Origin of the sequence: Flavobacterium chungnamense (genome assembly GCF_039539165.1) — a bacterium.
Taxonomy (GTDB): Bacteria; Bacteroidota; Bacteroidia; order Flavobacteriales; family Flavobacteriaceae; genus Flavobacterium; species Flavobacterium chungnamense.
In genome coordinates this window covers 97091-121575 of record NZ_BAABCS010000020.1, presented here as the reverse complement: position 1 = coordinate 121575, position 24485 = coordinate 97091, and the positions used below count along the sequence as shown (strand labels likewise).

Annotated in this window: 25 protein-coding genes; 20 read left to right on the top strand and 5 right to left on the bottom strand. The window is 29.7% G+C overall.

Annotation, left to right across the window (positions count from 1 at the left end):
* Nucleotides 1–3: 3 nt before the first annotated feature.
* The 9 genes from ABD771_RS11000 to hisB all read left to right on the top strand — a co-directional run bounded on the left by ABD771_RS11000 (nt 4) and on the right by hisB (nt 11200).
* On the top strand, nt 4–216 hold the full coding sequence (locus tag ABD771_RS11000; protein WP_345094478.1) for a DUF4266 domain-containing protein: 213 nt from the start codon (nt 4–6) through the stop codon (nt 214–216).
* A 13-nt stretch (nt 217–229) separates the two neighbouring features.
* The gene (locus ABD771_RS10995; protein WP_345094476.1) at nt 230–1552 is read left to right on the top strand and encodes a DUF3570 domain-containing protein; all 1323 of its coding nucleotides are present in this window, start codon (nt 230–232) and stop codon (nt 1550–1552) included.
* 2 nt (nt 1553–1554) lie between these two features.
* Nucleotides 1555–2223, top strand: a complete 669-nt coding sequence (locus ABD771_RS10990) for a response regulator transcription factor (RefSeq protein ID WP_345094474.1) — start codon at nt 1555–1557, stop codon at nt 2221–2223.
* A gap of 2 nt (nt 2224–2225) precedes the next feature.
* Entirely contained in the window at nt 2226–3605 is a 1380-nt protein-coding gene (locus tag ABD771_RS10985; protein WP_345094472.1) for a sensor histidine kinase, read from the top strand.
* 73 nt (nt 3606–3678) lie between these two features.
* Nucleotides 3679–8010 carry a CusA/CzcA family heavy metal efflux RND transporter gene (locus ABD771_RS10980; protein WP_345094469.1) on the top strand — a complete coding sequence of 1444 codons (4332 nt, stop codon included), beginning with the start codon at nt 3679–3681 and terminating at the stop codon, nt 8008–8010.
* Nucleotides 8011–8016: 6 nt separating this feature from the next.
* On the top strand, nt 8017–9135 hold the full coding sequence (locus ABD771_RS10975) for an efflux RND transporter periplasmic adaptor subunit (protein WP_345094467.1): 1119 nt from the start codon (nt 8017–8019) through the stop codon (nt 9133–9135).
* A gap of 35 nt (nt 9136–9170) precedes the next feature.
* The gene (locus ABD771_RS10970) at nt 9171–9899 is read left to right on the top strand and encodes a VIT1/CCC1 transporter family protein (protein WP_345094465.1); all 729 of its coding nucleotides are present in this window, start codon (nt 9171–9173) and stop codon (nt 9897–9899) included.
* A 126-nt stretch (nt 9900–10025) separates the two neighbouring features.
* Nucleotides 10026–10526 (top strand): DUF2231 domain-containing protein, encoded by a 501-nt coding sequence (locus ABD771_RS10965; protein WP_345094463.1) that lies wholly within the window; start codon nt 10026–10028, stop codon nt 10524–10526.
* Nucleotides 10527–10636: 110 nt separating this feature from the next.
* Nucleotides 10637–11200, top strand: a complete 564-nt coding sequence (hisB, locus tag ABD771_RS10960) for a histidinol-phosphatase (protein ID WP_345094461.1) — start codon at nt 10637–10639, stop codon at nt 11198–11200.
* Nucleotides 11201–11209: 9 nt separating this feature from the next.
* On the opposite strand, the gene ABD771_RS10955 is transcribed toward hisB, so the two are convergent.
* From ABD771_RS10955 to ABD771_RS10945, 3 genes are all read right to left on the bottom strand, one after another.
* Complete coding sequence (locus tag ABD771_RS10955; RefSeq protein ID WP_345094459.1) at nt 11210–11698, bottom strand: hypothetical protein; 489 nt, start codon at nt 11696–11698, stop codon at nt 11210–11212.
* A 23-nt stretch (nt 11699–11721) separates the two neighbouring features.
* Entirely contained in the window at nt 11722–12123 is a 402-nt protein-coding gene (locus ABD771_RS10950) for a glyoxalase (protein WP_345094457.1), read from the bottom strand.
* Between the two features lie 78 nt (nt 12124–12201).
* Complete coding sequence (locus ABD771_RS10945; protein ID WP_345094455.1) at nt 12202–13518, bottom strand: OmpA family protein; 1317 nt, start codon at nt 13516–13518, stop codon at nt 12202–12204.
* Between the two features lie 188 nt (nt 13519–13706).
* Here ABD771_RS10945 and ABD771_RS10940 point away from each other — a divergent pair, with 188 nt between their 5' ends.
* A complete protein-coding gene (locus ABD771_RS10940) occupies nt 13707–14096 on the top strand; it encodes an acyl-CoA thioesterase (protein WP_345094453.1) in 390 nt (129 codons plus the stop codon).
* Here the strand turns inward: ABD771_RS10940 and ABD771_RS10935 are convergent, their stop codons facing one another.
* Nucleotides 14097–15356: a mechanosensitive ion channel family protein gene (locus tag ABD771_RS10935; RefSeq protein WP_345094451.1), complete on the bottom strand. Its 1260-nt coding sequence runs from the start codon at nt 15354–15356 to the stop codon at nt 14097–14099. It abuts the gene before it with no gap.
* Nucleotides 15349–15633 (bottom strand): DUF3817 domain-containing protein, encoded by a 285-nt coding sequence (locus tag ABD771_RS10930; RefSeq protein ID WP_345094449.1) that lies wholly within the window; start codon nt 15631–15633, stop codon nt 15349–15351. The genes ABD771_RS10935 and ABD771_RS10930 overlap by 8 nt, the downstream gene beginning before the upstream one ends.
* An 87-nt stretch (nt 15634–15720) precedes the next feature.
* Here ABD771_RS10930 and ABD771_RS10925 point away from each other — a divergent pair, with 87 nt between their 5' ends.
* The 10 genes from ABD771_RS10925 (at nt 15721) to ABD771_RS10880 (ending at nt 24432) form a co-directional block, all read left to right on the top strand.
* Nucleotides 15721–16236 (top strand): DUF6155 family protein, encoded by a 516-nt coding sequence (locus ABD771_RS10925; protein WP_345094447.1) that lies wholly within the window; start codon nt 15721–15723, stop codon nt 16234–16236.
* A gap of 76 nt (nt 16237–16312) precedes the next feature.
* On the top strand, nt 16313–17848 hold the full coding sequence (locus ABD771_RS10920; RefSeq protein ID WP_345094445.1) for a DEAD/DEAH box helicase: 1536 nt from the start codon (nt 16313–16315) through the stop codon (nt 17846–17848).
* A 213-nt stretch (nt 17849–18061) separates the two neighbouring features.
* Nucleotides 18062–19975, top strand: a complete 1914-nt coding sequence (locus ABD771_RS10915) for a DUF294 nucleotidyltransferase-like domain-containing protein (RefSeq protein ID WP_345094443.1) — start codon at nt 18062–18064, stop codon at nt 19973–19975.
* A gap of 3 nt (nt 19976–19978) precedes the next feature.
* Nucleotides 19979–20575: a 3'-5' exonuclease gene (locus ABD771_RS10910; protein ID WP_345094441.1), complete on the top strand. Its 597-nt coding sequence runs from the start codon at nt 19979–19981 to the stop codon at nt 20573–20575.
* A 32-nt stretch (nt 20576–20607) separates the two neighbouring features.
* Complete coding sequence (locus ABD771_RS10905; RefSeq protein WP_345094440.1) at nt 20608–21207, top strand: GDSL-type esterase/lipase family protein; 600 nt, start codon at nt 20608–20610, stop codon at nt 21205–21207.
* Between the two features lie 9 nt (nt 21208–21216).
* Complete coding sequence (locus ABD771_RS10900; RefSeq protein WP_345094438.1) at nt 21217–22353, top strand: hypothetical protein; 1137 nt, start codon at nt 21217–21219, stop codon at nt 22351–22353.
* 174 nt (nt 22354–22527) lie between these two features.
* Complete coding sequence (locus ABD771_RS10895) at nt 22528–22932, top strand: hypothetical protein (RefSeq protein WP_345094436.1); 405 nt, start codon at nt 22528–22530, stop codon at nt 22930–22932.
* Between the two features lie 179 nt (nt 22933–23111).
* Nucleotides 23112–23513: a hypothetical protein gene (locus ABD771_RS10890; protein ID WP_345094434.1), complete on the top strand. Its 402-nt coding sequence runs from the start codon at nt 23112–23114 to the stop codon at nt 23511–23513.
* Between the two features lie 53 nt (nt 23514–23566).
* Nucleotides 23567–23911, top strand: coding sequence for a hypothetical protein (locus tag ABD771_RS10885; protein WP_345094432.1), 345 nt, complete (start codon nt 23567–23569; stop codon nt 23909–23911).
* A gap of 80 nt (nt 23912–23991) precedes the next feature.
* Nucleotides 23992–24432 carry a c-type cytochrome gene (locus ABD771_RS10880; RefSeq protein ID WP_345094430.1) on the top strand — a complete coding sequence of 147 codons (441 nt, stop codon included), beginning with the start codon at nt 23992–23994 and terminating at the stop codon, nt 24430–24432.
* Nucleotides 24433–24485 lie beyond the last annotated feature (53 nt).

Here is a 24485-nt window from a genome sequence, read left to right as displayed (position 1 = left end):
GCCATGTTTAAGAAAATAGCATTAGTAGTTTTTTCTGTAATTGTTTTACAATCATGTAATACAGTGAAGCAATATGAAAAAGCTAAAGTTAACAGTACAGAAATGAAGCTTTCAGCAAAATCGACTGAACGATATGAAACTGCTTTTCAAGTTTATAGAGAAGCTGCAGCAGGAGCAAATGGGGGAAAATCTGGTGGTGGTTGTGGATGCAATTAATTTTCAATAAATCATGCAAAATAAATTAGTAATAGTATTTTTTCTTTTTTCAGCCTTGGTCTTTTCACAAGAAACCGAAGTGGTAAAAGATACTACAGTAACTTTCAAAAAAAGAGTATTAGAGTCAACAGAAGTTGATTTTATGCTCAGTTATTATAATCAAGATGGAGTTCATTCATCTGTATCAGGAGGAATTGGTTCAGAAAAATTGACCGATATTGCATCTAATATTGTTGTAGCAATTCCTATGAATGATGATGATATTCTTACCATAGACGCAGGAATTTCAGCTTATACATCAGCTTCATCAAGTAACATTAATCCTTACGATTCTAAAAATCCAACGCCATGGCAAAGTTCTTCTGGTGCTTCAGAGCAAGATGCTTTAGTTTCTTTGGTTGCTAATTATAGTCATAGCAGTAATGATAGAAATTTTATTTGGAATGCCGATGTTTCATTTTCTAACGAATATGATTATACTTCAATAGGTTTTGGAGGAGGAATTTCTAAGTTATTCAACGATAAAAATTCTGAAGTTTCTGTAAAAGTAAACGCTTACCTAGACCAATGGAGACCTATATATCCTGGTGAATTGCGTAATGGAAATTATCCTAGTTATAATCCATTATTTAGCCCAAATTTTGTTGCTTGGGATAGTACAGCTCGTAATTCTTATTCAGCTTCAATAAGTTTTTCACAAGTTCTTACTAAGAAAACGCAATTTTCTATTTTCTTCGATTTAGTGCAACAAGATGGAAAACTTTCAACGCCTTATCACAGAATTTATTTTGCAGATAAACCTGATTTTTTTTACGGGAATATTAGTGTTGCAAATTATGAAAATAGTTCTAATTCAGTTGGATACAGATTAGCTGATGCCATAGAAAAATTACCAAGTTCTCGTTTCAAATTGCCTATTGGTTTGCGTTGGAACTACTACATAAATGAAACATTTGTCGTTCGAACATATTACAGATATTATACAGATAATTGGGATATTACAGCACATACAGCATCTATAGAAGTGCCTATTAAATTGACAGATAAATTCACTTTATCTCCAATGTACCGTTATTATACACAAACACAATCTAAATATTTTGCTCCGTTTGAAAAACATTTATCAACAGAAGAATTCTATACTTCAGATTATGATTTATCATCATTTAATGCCAATCAATATGGGCTAGGAGTATCTTACACGGATATTTTTACAAGCTCAAAAATTTGGAAATTTGGTTTAAAAAATATTGATTTTAGATTCAATCATTATGATAGAAGTGATGGTTTAAGTTCAAATATAGCTAGTTTAGGATTCAAATTTGTAATGCAATAGTAATGAAAATTTTAATAGTTGAAGACGAAAAAGGAATTTCAGATTTTCTAAAACAAGGTTTAGAAGAAGAAAGTTATGAAATAATCGTAGCACCAGATGGTTTGTCGGGTTTGAATTTAGCTATTACAAATAAGCCAGATTTAATTTTGTTAGATTGGATGTTACCTAAAATGTCTGGTATTGAAGTTTGCAAAGAATTTAGAAGAACAGATTCAAAAACACCAATTATATTTCTTACTGCAAAAGATACTATTCAAGAAACTATTGAAGGATTAAAATCAGGTGCTAATGATTATATTAAAAAGCCTTTTAGCTTTGAAGAATTATTAGAGAGAATAAAAATTCATTTTAGAACTATTGATGAAGTTAAACAATTGGTACTTTCAAATATTAAAGTTGATTTAAGTAAATATCAAGTTTTTGTTGATGATAAAGAAGTTTCTCTAACACAAAGAGAATTTGAATTATTGGTTTATCTAATAAAAAATAAAGGAAATGTTTGTACAAGAGCCCAAATTATTGAAGATGTTTGGGATATTCATTTTGAATATGATACTGGAGTAATAGATGTTTTTATGAATGCTATTCGAAAAAAACTTAACTTAAGTAAAGAAAATGATTGCATTAAAACAATAAGAGGCGTTGGCTACATTGCCAATGACATTAGCTAAATATGTTCACATTTTCATTCAGAAATAGAATTGCCTTCAATTATATTATTAGTACTGCTTTACTAATAGCCTTTGTATTTATTGTAATTTATCAAGTCATTTATTATAGTGTTGATAATCATATCAATGATGATATAAATGATGAAGTCAAAAAGCATTTAGGTGAAATAGAAATCGATAGAAATAATACTTATTTAATACAAGTTGATCAATGGCGGGCAAGAGAGCATAATACTGTTGATGTTAATCCAGTATTTGTTCAGTTTCATGACATTAACGACCAACTTATTGACAAGTCACCCAATCTTAAGGGAATTTTATTAAAATTAAATGGTAAAGAAAAAGATAATGTTCTGGTAGATAACTATTTAAATAATAAACCAATAAGACAAATTCAAGTTCCACTTGTAGACAATAATAAAATAATTGGTCACGTTATAGTAGCAATGTCACTCGATGATGCCACTATGATATTATCGAATTTAAAAAAAATACTTTTAATTGCTTTTCCTCTAATATTAGTTGTTTTATTCTTGATTGCAAGACTTATTGCAGGAAGAAGCATCAAACCAGTAACTTCAATAATTGAAACGTCTAGTACTATAACTAGAGATAATTTAAAATCTAGAATACAACTTCCAAATAATAAAGATGAATTGTACACACTTTCTGAAACGATAAATAATCTTTTAGATAGAATTGAAAATGCAATTGAACGTGAGAAACAATTTACCTCAGATGCTTCACATGAACTTCGAACTCCATTGGCTGTAATAAAAGGAACAATGGAGGTATTAATAAGAAAGCCTAGAGAAAAGAAAGAATATGAAGATAAAATCAATTTTTGCATAACAGAAGTTGATAGATTAAATAATCTAGTTGATCAGTTACTTTTATTAGCACGTTTTGAAAATCAAAAGCAAAATATCAGAAGTGAGCAAGTATATCTTAATTCATTAATTCTTGATGCAACAGCTAGATTTTCTGAAAAAATTAAAGAGAAAAAAATAACAATTGTTGCCAATTTTCAAGAAGATTATTATATAAAATCAGATTCCTATTTAGTCTCTATTATTTTTAGCAATATAATTTCAAATGCTATAAAATATTCTAATGATAATGGTAAAATAACTATTCATTTAAGTAATGAAAATGATATAATTATTTGTTCAGTGTCTGATAATGGTATAGGTATTAGTTCAGAAGATTTAGATAAGATATTTAATTCTTTTTATCGTTCCGATGTTTCTAATCATCCTGAAATCAAAGGAACTGGACTTGGTCTATCAATTGTTAAAAGATTATGCAATTTACTTTCTATAGAATTAAATATTAAAAGTATAAAAGAGGAAGGTACTTCTGTAAATTTAAGAATTTCCTAATTAGATATTAAGTTTTTACTAAGTTTTAATTTTTATCAATTGACTATCTTTGTTAAAAGAAAATTGAAAGAAAATGCTTGAAAAAATCATCGCTTTTAGCTTAAAAAACAAACTAATAGTTTTATTGATTACTATAGGAATTTTCGGATTCGGAATATATTCTGTCTTTCAAATCTCAATTGGTGCAGTTCCAGATGTAACCAACAATCAGGTTCAAGTAATTACAACTTCAAGAAATCTTTCCACTCAAGATATCGAACAATTCATTACTTATCCAGTAGAAATTGAAATGGCAAACTTGCCAGGCGTAAAAGAAATTCGCTCCATTTCTAAATTCGGACTTTCTGTAGTAACCATTGTTTTTGAAGATGATATGGGTTCATATCTTCCAAGACAATTGATAGCAGAAAAAATAAAAACAGCTTCAGAAAAAATTCCACAAGGTTTTGGAACTCCAGAAATGGGTCCAATCACAACTGGTTTAGGTGAAATTTATCAATATGTTTTAGATGTAAAACCTGAATATAAAAATCAATATTCTGTAACCGATTTAAGGACTATTCAAGATTGGGTTGTAAAACGTCAATTATCTGGAATAAAAGGTGTTGTCGAAATAAATACTTGGGGTGGCTATTTAAAACAATATGAAGTAGCCATAAATTCATCTAAACTTAAAGCGATGAATATTTCAACTATTGATGTTTTCAATGCTTTAGAAAATAACAATAGCATTGCTGGTGGCGCTTATATTGAAAAAGTAAATCAAAGCTATTTTATTCGTGGCGAAGGAAAAGTAAAATCGCTTGAAGATATTGAGAATATTGTTGTTAAAAATGATAACGGAATTCCAATTTATGTAAAAGATGTTGCACAAATTGGTTTTGGAAGTGCCAATCGTTTTGGAGCAATTACAGGAAATGGTGAAGGCGAAAAAGTACTTGGTCAAGTAATGATGCTAAAAGGAGGAAACTCTAAGCAAGTAATTGGTGATGTGAAAGCAAGAGTTGCCGAAATCGAAAAAACATTACCCAAAGGAGTTTATATCAACCCATTTTTAGAAAGAAGTGAACTAGTTGGAAAAACTACGTTTACCGTTGCTGAAAACCTAATTTTAGGTTGTTTAATAGTAATTTTTGTAGTCGTTCTTTTGTTAGGAAATTGGCGTTCAGGATTGGTTGTAGCATCAGTAATTCCGCTATGTTTGTTGTTTGCAATTTCATTTATGAACATCTTTGGAATTGATGCTAACTTAATGAGTTTAGGAGCAATCGATTTCGGGATTATAATTGATGGAGCCGTAATTATTGTAGAGTTTATCGCTTTTCAAATTGCTCACAAATCAAGACATTTAGTTAATTTATCCAAAGAAGAACGTCAAATTCAAATTGACGAAATCACTTATAAAAGTGCTTCCAAAATGATGAATTCTGCTGTATTTGGCCAGTTAATTATTCTAATAGTTTTCATTCCAATTCTTTCACTATCTGGTGTTGAAGGAAAAATGTTCAAACCAATGGCAATGACCTTTAGTTTTGCATTAGTAGGAGCAATGCTACTTTGTTTCACTTATGTTCCAGTAGTTTCTTCATTGTTCTTAAAACCTAAAGAAGAAAATCCAAATTCTTTTTCTTCTCGATTAATCAGCAAGATGAATTCGTGGTATTTGCCTGTAATCAATTGGGCTCTAAGTAATACTAAGAAAGTAATTTATGGAGCATTATCATTATTAGTATTTGCAATCGTACTTTTTACAACAATGGGTGGCGAGTTTATTCCAACTTTAGATGAAGGTGATTTTGTAATTCAACCGGTTTTAAAAACAGGAACTTCACTAACTAAAACAATAGAAACTACAACAAAAATTGAAAAGATTATTCTAAAAAATTTTCCAGAAGTAACGCAAGTTGTAAGTAGAATTGGAGCTGCCGAAGTGCCAACCGATCCAATGAGCATGGAAGAATCAGATATTATTGTAAAACTAAAACCAAAAGGCGAATGGGTTTCTGCGGATTCTAAAGATGAATTGGCCGATAAAATTAAATTTGAAATTGAAGAGCAAATTCCAAACATGGAAATTGAATTTACACAACCAATAGAAATGCGATTCAACGAATTAATTTCGGGAACTAGGAGCGATGTTGCTATTAAAATATTTGGAGAAGATTTGAATGTTTTAGCAAAAAGAGCAGAACAAATAAAATATGCTATTGCAGATGTAGAAGGTGCATCCGATATTATTATTGAAAAAACGGAAGGTTTACCACAAATGAGTGTGGTTTACAATCGTTCGAAAATTGCTCGTTACGGATTAAATATTGCTGATTTGAACGAAATGATAGCTCTTGGTTTTGCAGGAAAAACGGTTGGAACTGTCTTTGAAGGCGAAAAACGTTTTGATATGGTAATTCGTTTAGAAAAAACCAACCGTCAAGATATTGATAATTTGAGAAATCTATATGTTCCAACTCCAAATGGAGAACAAATTCCGTTACAAGAATTGGCACAAATTGAGTATACAGAAGGTCCAGCGAAAATTTCAAGAGACAATACTCGCAGAAGAATTGTAGTAGGAATAAACGTTAGAAACCGCGACTTGCAAAGTGTTGTAACTGATGTTCAAAAAATTGTAAATGAAAAAATAAAATTACCAGAAGGTTATTATGTAACTTATGGTGGTCAATTTGAAAACCTTCAAAGTGCTAAAGCGCGTTTATTGATTGCAGTTCCAATTGCTTTATTTCTAATCTTCATTCTATTGTATTTTGCGTTTGGTTCTGTAAAAGAAGCTTTGATGGTTTATTCGGCAATTCCACTTTCAGCGGTTGGAGGAATATTATTTCTTTGGATTCGTGATTTGCCATTTAGTATTTCGGCAGGTGTAGGATTTATTGCACTTTTCGGAATCGCAGTTCTTAATGGAATTGTACTTATTGAACATTTTAAAGAACTAAAACACCAAGGAATGAAAGACATAAACGAACTAATTTTGAAAGGTACAACCGATAGATTACGTCCAGTTTTACTAACAGCAGCTGCTGCAGCTTTAGGTTTTTTACCAATGGCAATTTCGTCATCAGCAGGAGCAGAGGTGCAACGTCCGTTAGCGACAGTTGTTATTGGAGGACTTTTTACAGCAACCATTTTAACCATGATTGTACTTCCAATTTTATACAAACTTTTAGATAAAAAAGAAGGTAAAAAACCTAAGTTTAAAATTCATACCAATGCTACAATTATCTTGTTATTATTGAGTTCCTCACTTGCATTTTCGCAAAATAATAATCCTGAATTGGATAGTTTAATTGCTAAAGCGCATCTAAATAATAAATCAATCAAAGTTGCACAGTTGCAAATTGATAAATCAAAAGCAAATATAAAAACAGCTTATTCGTTTGATAAAACGAATGTTTATTATAGCTACGATCAAAATAATTTGGCTTTAAATAATTTACCTTTAAAAGTATTCGGAGTACAACAACGATTTTCATTTCTAACAGTATATGGTGCTCAAAAGAAATTATATTCTGCTGAATATGAAAGAGAAAAATCAAATTTTGAAATCACCAAAAATAGATTGTCAAATGAAGTTGCAAAAGTTTATAACCATATTGTTTATTATCAAAATCAAGAAAAATTATATAAGTATTTAGATAGTTTGTATCAAAACTTCTCTAAAGCAAGTGATAGACGTTTTGAATTAGGAGAAACCAATTACCTTGAAAAAATTACAGCTCAAAGTAAGTTTAGACAAATCAGAACTAAATTATTGCAAATTGAAAAAGACAAATTGGCTAATTATGAAATGCTAAAAGGGTTGTTACAATCGGATGAAAATACAATCATAAAAAATGACAAATTAATTCCAAATAATACAATAATTGAAAGTTCAAGTAAAGACTTATATAATTCTTATTTTGAGAATATTACAAAAACATTTCAATCTAATACTAAACTTCAAAAACAACATTATTTGCCTGATCTAAATTTAGAGTATTTTCAAGGAAAAAACAATGGTTTATCGCAGTCTTTATATGGATTTCAATTAGGTTTATCAGTTCCAATTTTGTTTGGAGGAACAAAAGCTAAAATTAATGTTGCCAATTTAGAGTTACAAAGTTGGGAACAACAAAAACAAAACGAGCAAACTAAAATGGAGCAATTCATTTCGCAAAAGAAAAATGAATTAATCAAACATGAAGAAGGAATAAAATACTATAAAGAATACGGAGAAAAATTGGCTAAAGAAATTATAAAAGTAGCAGATATGAGCTATAAACATGGAGAAATAGATTTTTTTCAATACATTACCTCTTTAGAAAACGCCACATCAATTCAAGTGGATTATCTTGAAAATGTGTTACAATACAACAAAACCCAATTTGATTTACACTACCTTAATTACTAATTTACGATGAAAAAAATACTATATATATTTGCAGCGACTACTTTACTAATTTCATGCAAAGATGCCAAAACAGAAGCTCCAGCAGAGAAAAATGACGGTTTAACTGTGATTTCTACAAATCAATTTAAAACTATGGCAATGGAAGTTGGAACTCCAATAGAACAAGATTTTGATGTAACAGTAAAAGCTTCAGGAAGGATAGATGTTCCGCCACAAAATAGAGCTAAAATCACTTCATTTATTGGAGGATATGTAAAGTCTACAAGTCTTTTGGTTGGAAATAAAGTTGTAAAAGGACAAGCACTTTTAACAATGGAAAACACAGAGTTTTTAGATATTCAGAAAGATTATCTTGAAGTTGCTGAACAAATCACTTACTTAAAATCGGAATTTGAAAGGCAAAAAACGTTATATGATGAGAAAATCACTTCTCAAAAAAATTACCTAAAAGCAGAAAGCGATTATCGAAGAACCAAAGGAATGTATCAAAGTTTAAGAGCTAAACTACTTTTGTTAAACATCAATCCCAGTAATGTTGAAAAAGGAAAATTGACTTCTATTGTAACTATTTATTCGCCAATTTCCGGTGATATTGTAATTATGAATGCTAATGTTGGGATGTATATAGCAGCTTCTGATGTAATTTTAGAAATTGTTGATACGAGTCATTTACATTTAGAATTAGCAGTTTTTGAAAAGGATATTTTGAAAATCAAAGTTGGTCAAAAAATAAAATTCACTGTTCCAGAAGCTTCAAAGGAACTATTTGATGCTGATGTACATTTAGTTGGAAAATCTATTGAAGGTAATGACAGAACAATTAATGTTCATGGACATCTTGATGATGCTATCAAACAAAGATTGTTGACAGGAATGTTTGTTGAATCTCAAATTATAACCGATTCTAAAAAAGGATTAGCCATTCCAATAGACGCTTTAATCTTTGAAAACCAAAAATATTTTGTACTTTTATTAAAGAATGAAGATGCTAAAGGATATTCATTTGAAAAGGTTCAGATTCAAAAAGGAACTTCCTCTGAAAATTTTGTTGAAATACTGCCAAATGAACAAATAAATAATAATTCTAAACTTCTTGTAAAAGGTGTTTTTGATATTATAAATTAAAAGGATTAATTATTCAACTAAAATACAATTTAAAGATGATTAAATCTAAAAAAGAAAAAGAAACAATTACAATAGATAATTATCTAGACAGTCATTACATACATAGAAGCAATTGGTTGCGAGCTGCAGTTTTAGGAGCAAATGATGGAATAATATCTATTTCTAGTCTTGCTATTGGAGTTGCTGCAGCAAGTTCATCAAGAGAGCCAATTATTTTAGCTACAGTAGCCGGACTAGTTGCTGGTGCTTTATCGATGGCTGCTGGAGAATATGTATCTGTGAGTTCTCAAACAGATACTGAAAAAGCAGATATTGAAAGAGAAATAAAAGAATTGGAAGATATGCCTGAAGAAGAGTTGAAAATATTAGCTCAAATATATGAAAAAAGAGGATTAAAAAAAGAAACAGCTATGCAAGTAGCCATTGAATTCACTGAGAAAGATGCTTTAGGAGCTCATATCAGAGATGAATTAGGAATAAATGAGATAAGTCAAGCAAATCCAATACAAGCTGCTATTTCTTCAGGTGCTGCATTTACTGTTGGTGGAGTATTGCCATTACTTGTTATTCTTTTTGCACCTATAAAAAACATGGAATACTGTTTGTATGCTTTCACAATAGTTTTTCTTATGGTTTTGGGAAGTATTGCTGCAAAAACTGGTGGTTCAAGTGTTAAAAAAGCAATTTTACGTATAACTATTTGGGGAACAATTGCTATGGCATTATCTGCGCTAGTTGGATATATCTTTGGAGTTAGAGTTTAAATCTTAATCTATAAGATTTATGAGAATTTTGTAATTTATTAAAAGTGTTTTACAAAAATTAAAGTTAAATAAATGACTATTTTAGGCTAAACAATAGAATTAAATAAAAATTTTAAAAATTAAATTATGAACGACGCACATTTGCACATGGTAGTAAACCATTTTCCAATTATTGGAATAATTCTTGGTTTTGGGGTTTTAATTGCAGGAATTGTTTTTAAAAATGATTCTGTAAAAAATACAGCTTATAGCTTGTTTATCGTAGGAGCTATTTTTGCTGCTTTAAGTATGGCAACAGGAGAAGGAGCTGAGGAAATTGTTGAGGATATGCCTTCTGTTGGTAAGAAAATTATTCATGAACATGAAGAAATGGCCGAAAAATTAGCAATAGTATTATACCTTTTAGGTGTAGTTTCAATTGCTGGATTGTATACAAATATCAAAAAGCACTCACAGGCTAAATTAGTGTCATTCTTAGCATTAACGATTGCTGCTGTTGGAATCTTTTTAGGAAAACAAACCGGAACAACTGGAGGAGAAGTTCGTCATACTGAAATTAGAGTAAATGTAGGAACAAGTTCAGACACGATTCAAAATGAAGAAGAAGGTGATGAAAACGAAGAGTAAATTGTATTGAATTTTTTAAATACAATTTTTAAACACAGATTAGAGATTTTTTATAATTTCTTCAATCTGTGTTTCTTTTTTTAATTAGCTTTATAATAAAATTTTATAAAATGAAGAAAATCCTTTTCATCGATCGTGACGGAACAATTGTAAAAGAAGCAAAAGCATCAGATTATGTTTTAGATTCTTTTGAAGAATTAGAATTTTACCCTGAAGTTTTTCGCTATTTAGGAAAAATTGTTCGAAAATTAGATTTCGAAATTATAATGGTTACCAATCAGGATGGGTTGGGAACAAAAGCTCTTCCTACAGAAACTTTTTGGAACATTCACAATAAAATCATGAAAGCATTCGAAAATGAAGGGATTGTTTTCAGTAAAGTTTTTATTGATGATTCTTATCCCGATGATAAAAAGCCAACTCGTAAGCCAGGAATAGGTATGGTTACCGAATATATTGATAATCCTAATTACAATTTAAAAAAATCTTTCATGGTAGGTGATAGATTAACCGATATGGAATTTGCAAAAAACCTTAATGCTAAAGGAATTTTTATCAATAATAATGAAGCATTGGGAGCAACCGAAATCAATTCTAAAAGAGAAGAATTAGATACATTTATTGCTTTGAAAACTACAAGTTGGAGGGAAATCTACAAGTTTTTGAAAAACTAAAGGAATAGATTATCTAAAAGTATTATTAAGTTGTTTATTAAAATTAAAACTTAAACCCATTCTATGATTTGATAATCCAGAAATGTCTGATTTATTAAGGCTAATCCCATAACCATAAGTTAAACAAAAACTTCCGCCTAAACTAACACCAATTTTTGGCAAAATTCTAAATTCAGAATTTTTATTTTGAAAATAATTAATCCCTGACAACCTTACTGTAAAGTAAGTCATAGAAATATCATAACCTATTTTTGGTGCAATAATAAATTCCCTATCGTATTTAAAATTAGATTCAATCCCTAATCTCCAACCAACGATTCCTACAGTCCAATTCTCTGTTGAAATCTTACCAATGGTCAAATTAAGCTCATTAAACGTATTTCCTTGCAAAATGATTCCGGGTGAAAAAGCAAAATCATATTTTTTGGTAGGTTTTATTTCTTGACAATAGGAGTACAGGTTTATTAAAAAAAGGAAAACTAAAAAATACTTTCTCATAGGTGATTTTATCTTCTTCGATTTTACATCGTCACATTTTCAAAAACTTGAATCTGACTTTTCAATCTTTCTATTAACATGTTCATCATTCTCTTATTCAAATTAGAGGAATTTTTAGTGTAAGTGTTGTATTCCTCTGTTGTAAATAAACCGAATACCATTCCTTTTAGTGAGTTTCTAAATTTTATGTCGCGTTGTATAGTATTTTCTATATAAGCCATCTTTTTATCAGGTGAAAGCGTGAAGAAAACACCTTTTTGCTTAACAGCATAATTCATAAAAACTTCAATAAATAAATCATTTTGAAATTTTAGTATTGGTCTCAAGGTCTTGTTTTGAAAAATTTCTTCTGATGAAGATTGCTCAGTAATGTTTCCTATTGAAGAACCACGTAATTCTAAAATTGATATATCTCTAGCTTCCATATTTTTTATTTAAAGTTATAAAAAAACCTCTGTCGTAAAACAGAGGTTCATTTATATTTATTAAGAACTAATTGTTAATTATTCTTTGATTTTGAAAGTTACTCTTCTAACAAGTTTTCTAGCTCCATCAGAATCAACATCTACTGATGTATCTTCACCTGAACTAACTATATTAAGTCTTGAAGCATCAATTCCTGCTTTAACTAAAATTGCTTTAACAGCTTCTGCACGTCCTTTAGACAATGCATCATTACGCTCGTTAGATCCAATTTCGTCTGCATGACCAATAATGTCTACTGATGCCGTAGGGTTGTTTTTCAAATAAGTTCTAATAAAGTCAATTCCTTCAGTTGAAACATTTGTAGGTTTAACCTTAGCTGTATCAAAATACGTTGTTACATAACCTTCGTTTACTAAACGCTTAATCATGTCAGAATTAGATTTTTCTGAAGTTTCTTTAGATGATTTGTCAATATATCTTTCTAATTCATCTGGAACACCATTTCTGTTAATATCAACCATTTTACCTCTTGTATCAACAGCAACACCAGCTACAGAATTGTTTTCTTGATCTAAATAATCAGCTACACCATCTTTATCTGTATCATTCATTAAAGTTTCTACATCACCAATTCTCTTGTTAAGTGTTTCAATTTCTTCAATGTTCTTGTCTTTTAAGATAGTATAATCTCCATGAAGTTCATTTCTTCCGAAAGAATAAGTTAATCCCAATGAAGAAGTAATTAATTGACCATTTAAGTTATTCTCAATTTCTGAATAGGTTCCATCCCAATTGAAGTGTTGTCTGTAGTTATTTTGAACAGTTACATCAAGAATAACAGACATTTTTTTAGTAATTCTAAATTCAGGAGTTACACCTATCAATAAACCACCATTGTATTCAGTTACATTATAGTTGTGATCGTGTTCAATGATATTTGGAGTTTTAGATGTCATCGCATCGATTTTCAAACCACCATGTATTAAAATTGCAAGTCTACCCATTGGTTCTTGAATTTTGAATAAACGATTAGCATTTACAACACCTTGAAATGAAACACCAATTTGTTGCATTTTAAAAGGTAAACTACCATTGTTTTTAATATTTTTTATTTCTTCAAAATGTAAACCTCCTTTAATACCAAAAACTGGACTAAACATATATCTAGCACCTAATGAGAAGCTATTTGCTTGTGGTTTACCTAAAAAAGTACCTGGGTCACTTGAAAAATATCCAGTAGAATATGGTCGAACTCCTTTTGCTTGACCAGCAGTTGCTTCAATTGTCCATTTGTTATATTCAGAAGACGCTGTATCTTTCTTAACTTCATTATCTTGCGCAAGAACTGACATAGAAGAAGTCAACAATAAAGACAATAATGTAATTTTTTTCATATTGTAAAATAGGTTATATATACTATTAATTTGCAAATATAATGGTTTACACGTAATTAACAACTTTTTTTGAAAACAAAAAGTAATTTGTTTAAATAATTTTACTAGATAAAACAATTTAATTTATAATCAATTTATCATAATGCAAAAACGAAATCCCTAAATTTGCTAAATAAATTATTTTTCAAATGAGATTTCATACAAGAAAATGGGTTAAACCCGAAGATTTAAATCCAAATAGCACTTTGTTTGGTGGACGTTTATTGGCTTGGATTGACGAAGAAATCGCTTTATATGCCATAATTCAACTAGAAAGCCCTAGAATTGTAACCAAACATATGTCGGAAATTAATTTTAGAGCATCAGCAAAACAAGGCGATATTGTTGAAATTGGAATTGACGTAGTGAAATTTGGTACAACTTCTTTAACTTTAATGTGCGAAGTAAGAAACATGATGACCAAAGAAACCATCATTACCATTGACACCATAACTATGGTAAGTGTAGGTTTAAACGGAAAACCTCAAGCACATGGCAAAACAAAAATTGAATACGTTGAAGATCGATTGAAAAAATAATTATTCTTCTAAAGTCATTCTATCGGTCGGCATTTCGTAAATTTCTAAATCAAAATAGGCTATTGATGCTATAATATGATCAAAAATATCGGCCATGATATATTCGTATTGCTCAAATCGTTGGTCTTTAGAAAAAACATAAATTTCTAAAGGCATTCCGTGAGGAGTAGGTTGCAATTGACGACAAAGCAGAATCATATTTTTATTAATTCCAGGATAATGTTCTAAATAATTTGTAATATATTTTCGGAACAAACCAAAATTTGTCATGTTTCTACCATTAATGGATAGCGATTTATCTACTTTATAAGTTTTGTTATACTTATTTATTTCTTCTTGACGAACATCAATATAATGCGAAATCAATTGAATTCGCTTCATTTTTTGCAAATCGTCATCATTCAAAAATCGGATACTTTTTGCTTTAACTAAAATATATCTTTTAATTCGTCGTCCATCAGAATCTAACATTCCTCTCCAATTTCTAAAAGAATCTGAAATTAGACTATACGTAGGAATAGTAGTTGTTGTGTTGTCAAAATTACGAACTTTTACTGTTGCTAAATTTATTTCTATTACATCACCATCAGCTCCATATTTATCAAAAGTAATCCAATCTCCAATTCGAACCATATCGTTTAAAGAAACTTGAACACTTGCTACAAATCCAAGAATGGTATCTCTAAAAATCAAAATCACGATGGCCGAAATCGCTCCTAAAGTTCCAAATAATGTATTCGTTGTTATATCAAATATCTTTGAAATAATAACACCAACTCCAACAATCCATAACACAATCATAATTACTTGAATGTAACTATCTATTGGTTTGTCACTATATTTTGGTTGGTCTTTTAAATAGTCACGAATAGCTTTTAATAGACTTCGAACAATCCATAAAGAAAGTAAAATGATGTATATACCAACCAATTTTCCGAAAACAGTTTCCCAATAAACATAAGCATCAAGTATTACAAGAACCGATTTGTAAATAAATAAAAACGGAATCAGATGAGCAATATATTTTGCCGTTTGATTGGAAACCAACAAATCATCAAAATGAGTTTTAGTTTTTTTAGCTACAACTGCCATAATTGTTACCAAAACAAGTCGGAAAACAACATAAATTAAATAGGCTAAAACACATAAAATAATGATGTTTAAAACCAAACTTATATAGGATGCAAGTGTATCACCAAAACTCATTTTACGAAGTAATGGATACAACCAACCAAATATTTTCTCAATTATTTTATGCATTTTTTACATACTTTTTTTCAATATAGAATGTACCAAAAGGCAATAATGAAGCCAATTGTACGACAAATAAATCTTTGAAAGACCACTTTTGGCTTTTCATAATTAAAAATGCTAAAACAACATAACCAATAAATAAAACACCATGAGCCATTCCAATTGGATATAATAGTTTTTTGTATAAATCGATATTATTTGGCTTGATAAGTAGCATGTTAGCAAATAAAACCAAATAAGATATTCCTTCTGCAATAGCCGTAAATTTGAAAATCTTTATCATTGAACTTTTTTTGGGATGTAAAATTAAGCATATCATTATTTAAAATCCTACAAACTAAGTTACTTTTGCAATAATTTAGCATTTATTATGAGCAAACGCGATTTAAAAAAGTATTTATCCGAATTGAATAAAGAGCAATTGGAAGAGCAATTGATAGAGCTTTACGACAAATTTAAAGATGTAAAGGTGTATTATGATTTTGTTTTTAATCCAAATGAAAGAAATTTAGTTAAAGATGCTAAACTCAAAATCTCAAACGAATATTACCCAATTCGTGGCAAAAAACCTAAAATGCGTCGCTCTACAGCTCAGAAATTCATCAAACATTTTATTACACTTGGAGTAGATTCTTTTATAATTGTTGATGTCATGCTTTATAACATAGAAATTGCGCAAACCTTATCATCTGAAAAGCAAATTAATCAAGAAGCATTTTATAAAAGTATGCTCAATTCCTTTGAACAAGCCATTAGTTTTATGATTGAGAAAGGAATTTTAGACGAATTTAGAAGTAGAGTAGTGGCTATAAAAGAAGAAAGTATCAAACAAAATTGGATAAACAAATACGAATTCAACGCAATTGTGGAACGATTTGATTATTAAATTTTCTATATATTTCTAAAAACATAGCGTTCAAACTCTTTTTTAGATGTATTTTTGCAAAATTGTAAAAATCGCTATGTCAAAAAAAGATATTCTTGCAGAAATTGAAGATAAAAAGGAACTTTACGGTTACCAGAAAGGCGATATCGACAAAATTTTTAAGCGATTAGATAATGCGCCACACAACTATCATTTACTTTATCAATTGCCTACAGGTGGCGGAAAAACAGTAATATTTTCAGAAATCACAAGACGTTATTTAGAACAACATAATAAGAAAGTTGTTGTTTTAACACATCGAATTGAGCTTTGTAAGCAAACTTCAAAAATGCTTAAAGCTTTTGATGTTAAAAATAAAGTCATCAATAGTGCCATAAAAGAGCTTCCAGACCAAGAAGAATATTCATGTTTTGTAGCGATGATTGAGACACTTAAAAACCGTCTTAATGATGAAAAATTAGAAATACAAGATGTTGGTTTAGTGATAATTGACGAAGCTCACTTCAATTCATTTAGGAAGTTATTTAGTGCTTTTGAAAATGCATTTATTCTTGGAGTTACAGCAACGCCATTGAGTTCAAATATCAAACTTCCGATGTATGAAAATTATAGCGAATTGATTGTTGGAGATACAATTCAAAACCTTATAGATAAAGGATTCTTGGCTAAAGCAACAACGTATAGCTATGATGTTGGACTAACTTCGTTAAAAGTTGGAATAAATGGTGATTATACTGTAAAATCTTCAGACGATTTGTACAGTAATATGGTAATGCAAGAGAAATTATTGCATGCTTATACAGAAAAAGCCCTTAGGAAGAAAACTTTGATTTTCAGCAACGGAATCAATACTTCACTGCATGTTTATGAGAGTTTTAGACATGCCGGATACAACATCAGACATCTTGATAATACAACTAGTACAGAAGATAGAAAAGATATTTTACAATGGTTTAAGAAAACTCCAGATGCTATTTTAACTTCAGTTGGAATCTTAACCACAGGATTTGATGAGCCCACAGTCGAGACCATTATTTTAAATCGTGCAACAAAGTCGTTAACGCTTTATTTTCAGATGATTGGACGTGGATCAAGACGTTTACCAAATAAAGACAGTTTTACTGTTATTGACTTAGGAAACAACGCATTACGTTTTGGTTTGTGGAATAATCCTGTAGATTGGCAACATATTTTTAAATCTCCAGAATATTATTTAGAAAGTCTTCGTGATGATGCTGATATAGAAAGTAATTTCAAATATGTAATGTCTGACGAACTTCGCAAGAAATTTTCAAAATCAGTTGATATTTCTATGGATATTCATGAGGAATTCAAATTTACAGTAAAAAATAATTTGAAAGCCAAAACCATTATTGAAAAATCTCTAGAACAACACGCAACAATGTGTGTGGAAAATACCGAAGAATTGGTTGATGCCAGAAAACTTTCAAAAGAATTAAACGACGATATTGAATATCGAATTAAACAATATTGTATTTGCTTAGGAAACGTTACTAAAAACTATAGAAGTTGGTTAATAGAAGATTACACGTTAAAACTAACAATTGCAATTGGTAGAATATATCGAATAAAAATCATGTCAGAGCTTTAAATCAAGTGCTTTCTGCTGTTTTACAATAATTATCTATTTGCACTATAATTTATATTATGTAAAATAGAATATTTCAAAAGTACTACACTTTTTCATAATAAATCATCTGAATTATAGTTTTAAAACTACAAACAAAAGGTTGATTGAATCTTTATCTTTATTACTTTTGCACATTGATTGATTTTTTATATTTTTATAAAAATAACTTATACTATGAGTAATGCTATTTCTGAACGTGTTGCAAATTTTCTAAAAGAATACGAACCTTTTAATTATTTATCATTTGATGATTTAATTAAAATTGCCAATACCATTCGTGTTATTAATTTGGAAAAACACAAATCGTTGTTTCAAATTAATGATAAACTTCATGATTCTTTCTATGTTGTAGCTTCTGGTGTTATTCATTTAACCGTTATTTCAGATGCTGAAGAAACGTTATTAAATAAATGTTATGCTGGTGATATCTTTGGTTTACGTCCGTTTTTTGCTAAAAATAATTATCAAATGACAGCCAAAGCTCGTGAAGAAAGTATTGTTTATGCTATTCCTATCGCGACTTTTAAACCTTTTGTGGCTCAAAATACCGAAGTTTTAAATTTCTTATTAGAAAGTTTTGCTGCCAACACCAAAAATAACTTTGATAATCAAAGTCATGCTTCGCTTTCTGATAATGTTGGATATACTGACAATCAATCCGATATGTTGTATTTTCAATCATTGACTTACAATAAAACGCCTTTAAAAATAAGTAGCACCACTCCTATCAAAGATGCAGCATTGTTGGCCACTGAGAATATGATTGATAGTGTATTAATTACCGATGAAGGTCTACCTGTTGGAATTGTTACTGATAAAGATTTTAGATCGAAAGTTGCTACTGGTCGTTTTTCATTATCAAATACTATTGATAAAATTATGGCTTCTCCGGTGATAACTGTTACTGAAAACATTTCGGTTGCTGAAGCACAGTTAGTTATGCTTAAACACGGAGTCACTCACCTGTGCGTAACCCAAGACGGAACCGATAAATCGGAAGTGAAAGGTATTATTTCTGAACATGATTTAGTGGTTGCACAAGCTAATAATCCTGGTGTACTTCTTAAAGAAATTAAACGTTCGCAAACGGCCAAAGAACTTAAATTAGTTCGTGATAAATTAACCGATATCATTCAATCTTCATTAAATAAAAACATTCCTCTTACACATATTAATAGTATTGCTGGCGAAATTACTCTAGCAATTGTAAAAAGAGCTGTAGAACAATCCATTTTAGATTTGGGGTCACCTCCTGCTCGATTTGCTTGGTTAAGCATTGGTAGTCAAGGTCGTAAAGAGCAATTGTTATTGACAGATCAAGATAGTATTTTGGTTTTTGAAGATGTTTCTGCAGAAAAATACCGCGATGTAAAAGATTACTTTCTAAAATTAGCTAAAAAAGCTACTACTATATTAGAAAAAGTTGGATTTGTATTCTGTCCGCAAGGTCATATGGCTAGTAATATGCTTTGGTGTAAGTCATTGACAGACTGGACAAAACAATACAATAGTTGGATGAATACTCCAGGTGAAAACTCCAACGAAATTAGTAGCGTTTTCTTTGATTATGAGATGGCTTTTGGTGAACAAAAAATTGAAGATGCTATCACAGAAACTATTTTCAAAAATGCTAAAAACAATGTACTTTTCTTCGATTATTTAGGAAATGATGCCATAAAAAAGCCTACGCCTTTAAACTTCTTCAAAAAATTCAATTTAGAAGAAGAAGGCGAACATAAAGGGAAGTTTGACATAAAAACAAGAGCTTTAATGCCACTTGTTGATGGTGCAAGAATGTTGACGTTGAGCAATGGCATCAAAGGAATAAACAGTACTTATTTAAGATACAAACAATTAGCAATTGTAGATTCTAAATTCTCAGAAGTATATTTGAATTGTGCCGATGCTTATTTGGTTTTATCAAAATTTAAAGCTGTAGAAGGATTAAAAAACGATAATTCTGGTCAATATATTAATCTAGATGAGATTAATAAAGTAGATAGAGAAAAACTGAAAAATGCACTCAATCCTATGCGTGACTTAGAAGAATTAATAAAAGATCGTTTTCAACTGACTCAATTTTCATAGTATATGCTCGACTGGCTTAAAAATATCAACAAAGAACATCCAGAATTTTGGAAAACTTATTTATCCAAATTTGATAAAAAATCAAATAGATATGTTGTATTATCTACCGAAACAACTGGACTTAATCCTAAGAAAGATGTGATCTTATCTTTTGGAGCTGTTGGCGTTGTAAATGATAATATTCTTATTGGTGATGTTTTTGAAGTAGTCATTCCACAATATAAATTCCTTCACGACAACGATTTATCTAATGATATTCTCTTAGAAAGCTCACAACCTAAATTATCTGAAATTCAAGCTATTGAAATGTTTATCAACTTTATTGGTAATGCCACTTTGGTAGGACACCGTATACATTTTGATATAGAAATGATTAACGAAGTATTAGAAAAATATTCTTGTGGTAGACTTAAAAATGAAGCTTTAGATATTGAAATTATGTATAAAAAACTCCATGATATCAATGACAAAAACTTTTCGTTAGATGAGTTAAGTCACCTTTTTAAAATCGCTAAAACGGAGCGTATCTCAACAACCGACGATGCTTACACTATTGCTTTATTGTTCTTAAAACTAAAAAGCAGATTAGGATTAAAGTAAAATCTTATTCTAAATACAATAAAGTGAGTACTATGGATTGGGCTAATCTTAGAAAATATCAAAATGACAACCTTGCTTTAATTCAATCGGGCTTCACTCCTATTGTTTTTATGGGTGATTCCATAACTGAGTTTTGGTCTAATTACAATAATTCCTTTTTTACAGAAAATGGATTCGTCAATCGTGGCATTAGCGGACAAACAACCTCTCAAATGTTGTTGCGTTTTCGTCAAGATGTGATTCAATTGCAACCTTCGAAAGTTGTTATTTTGGCAGGAATTAATGATATTGCCGAAAATACTGGACCCATTTCAATTGAAAATATCATGGGAAACATTATTTCTATGGTAGAATTGGCAAAAGCAAATCACATTGAAGTAGTTTTATGTTCAGTGCTTCCAGCAAATAAATTCGATTGGAATCACAAAATTCAACCAGCTGATAAAGTGATGGAATTGAATAAATTAATTCAAAAATTTGCTAAAGAAAATGCCCTGAACCATATTGATTATTACTCGAAAATGATAGATGATAATAAAGGTTTGAAGAAAATATATGGAGATGACGGCGTTCATCCCAACAAAGAAGGATATAAAATAATGGAACAATTGCTGTATAAAGCGATTTTATAAAATTAAACTATGACTAAAGAAGAAATTTTAGAACGAGTAATTGAGCGTATCAAAGAAAACGAATACGATTACGAAATAGAAACCTTTTTGAAGCGTAAAGAAGTAAATCCAGACGAGTTTAAATCTATTATTGAAACGGCTCGTGCTCTAGTCCTTGAAGAACGTCTTAAAACTATGCCCAAAAAAAATCTAGCAGTGTTTATAGGGCTTGTAGCTTTGATTATAGCTACCATTTACCTGTTTGCTTTCTACTTACCAAATACCAACGTTTCTCAAAACAAAACCTTTTTATCTATTTTAGGAACGGCTGCGTTTTGCTTTGTAAGTTTCTTGGCAATAGCCTATTACGGAACATGGAAGCCACAGTTTCTAAAAATAAGAGATACACCGAGAATTGATTTTACGTTAATGACATTAATGCTAATTCCGGCGGTGATTGTTTACTTTATTTTTTCAGAATGTTTTTCTAATGGTGCTGATAGAATTCTAAAAGCTACACAAGTTGATGCTGTTGGAACCGTTGTTGATGGAGGTGTGACCGAAGTAAAAAGAGTACTTCGCTCTGGTGGTGCTTCTTTTGCATCGATAACTGTTGAGTTTGAAACTAAAGAAGGAAAAACCGTAAGAGCTACCGAAGATATTTCGAGTTACCAATTTAAAAACTTCTATTTAGGTCAACAATTAAACATTGTTTATTCGAGTGAAGATCCTTCTAACATTGATTTGTTGCTTGACGACGAAAGCATTAAAGAGTTGAAAAACACCCAACAAAGAGATTTTACTCCTAATGATTTACTAACCTTAATGACTACCAAAAAAGAGAACATTAAAGCTACATTAGAAAACATTTCTTTCGGTTGGGAGCAAAAAAGCGATGCTTGGATGAACGAGAAAAACAATACAGCAGTTATGATTACTGACAATGAAGTGCGATTGATAACTACTTTTGGTAAAGCTCATAGCTATCCTGAGACTTTAGAAAAAATGGGATTTAAGAAAATTGAAACTAATAATGGCAAAAAAGCCGACAAAATGGAAATCCTTTTTGGCGATAAATTGTATGAAAACGATAAATACTATTTTCAAATTAAAACTCTTATTACTGGTGGACAACAAATGAGTGTGGTTTTGGTGAATAAAAAGTAATGGTTTTTTGAAAAACAGGTAATTTTACATAGTTTTTATTTGTAGGAAATGGTTACATTTGGGAAGATTTATCAGACTAATCATGTATTTATAGGTTGTCTTAGGATGATAGTGTCATACTTATATACAAAGTTAGCTGTAATTATAAAACCAAAAATTCCGTACAATAATTATATGAAAAAAATAATACTCTTTATATTAATAATTCTGACTTTAAATTCTTGTTTTTTAGCAATTACTGGTGCTCCTCACAGTCATTCTTATAAAGAAATTAATGGAATTAATGATTTGATTCTAAATGTTCATTGTATGTATCTGAACAAAACATTTGAAATAAGGAATGCTAATCCGAATGATTCACTTTATATTAAATCTTCAAGTTTCAAAAAATCTAACGAAAAAAAATCCCTAAATGGAAAAACACAAACTGATTCAATTAGATTTTATAATTGGAGAATTGGTGATATGAAATATCATAAAAACATTTTGAAAGATACAATAGAAATTATAAAAATTAGAAATCAGAAAATTGAAAAAGTATATATTTTTGTAGCTGAATCTGAAAATAATACGAAATAAAAAAAATAATAACTACAGCTAACAGCGGTTTGCTTCAATGACGAGGCTCAGGATTTATTTGAAATCGGAAAGGTTTTTAATTTAAAGTTTTATATTTATATTTATATTTATGAAGGCTTGGTCTTGGTTCATCGTCACTTCTGCAATATCCAAAACGTTGATAAAATAATTTGAATACTATGAAAAAACTATTTATCGTTTTGTTCTTATTGTTTTTTAGTGTCAACTCATTATTTGCGCAAAATAAAGCACTTAGTGATGGTAAATATCTTGTAAAATTAGATTCCATAAGTAAAAAATCGGGATTTAAAGACTATGAGGTTTACATAGAAAAAGAAAGTGTTTACCTCATTTTAGCCAATAAAATGGAAAGGTTAGAAATAGTTTGGATAGATGATAAATCATTCAAAATACTAGGTCTTACCGAACCTTTAAACCCAACAGAACTTCAAAAGAAAATTTTAAAAGACACGAATATTTGCTTCGAAATTATTACTATTGTTGGCAATGAGTGTTCTTTTAAATTAGAAGACAAAAAAAACAATAGAATACTAAATTCTGGAACGTTTGTAAAAATATAAAGTATCGAATAATTCAGTGAACAAAACAATTGTTTAACCTTAAAATATACTATATGAAACTAATAATTCTATCCCTTTTTACTTTTTTAAGTTTTTCCTTTATTGGTCAAGAAGATATTAAACTAAGTTTTAAAAATGACTATGAAGATGTTTATCATCTTTCATTGATTATATTCACTCCAGATGGAAAAGGTCAAACAAGAGTAAGCAATGTTGATCCAAATACAATTAAAGAATATAATTTTCCCATTGGCACTGAAATTTATGTTGCTGACAATAAGCAAGAGGAATTTGCAATGAAAGGAAATGACATAAGAAAAACAAATGTAAAACCATGGTTAGTTGTATCTAAAACGGATAATAATAGAATTGTTTTATTAACTAGTTTTAAGCCATAGAAAATTTATTATTTATGTTAAACGCTGCTCATAATTGATCTTAGCCACTAAAGTTTGAAGTAAATTTTAAGTTACAAAAAGTGAAAAAAAACACCCAAAAAATAATTTTATCTCTAGTCCTATTGTGTTCAGCAATATTATTATTGAAAGAATATTATAAAAGTAAGAGTAACGAAAAGAACATTGTTGAAATTGGAACTGATGATAAACTTTTTGAGAAAGGTAAAAAATTATTTATCAGAAATTGTACAAGTTGTCATTATATTGGAATGGATAAAGTCGCAACCGCACCAGCACTTGGTGGAATAACCAAAATCAGGAAAAAGGATTGGTTGTATAATTATACAAGAAATTCCTATCAAATGTTTGAAAATGGAGACAGTATTGCAAAAAAAATAAGAGAAAAAGATTGGGGTTTGATGACCTCATTTCCGAACTTAACTAATTCAGATTTAGACGCAATTTATTATTTTGTAGAAAAAAATCATGAATTACCTGAAAATAAAAAAATTCGTAAATAGTAAAACTACTGCTACTAGGTATTTGGCAAGAAACTTTATCTTCAACAGAAAAA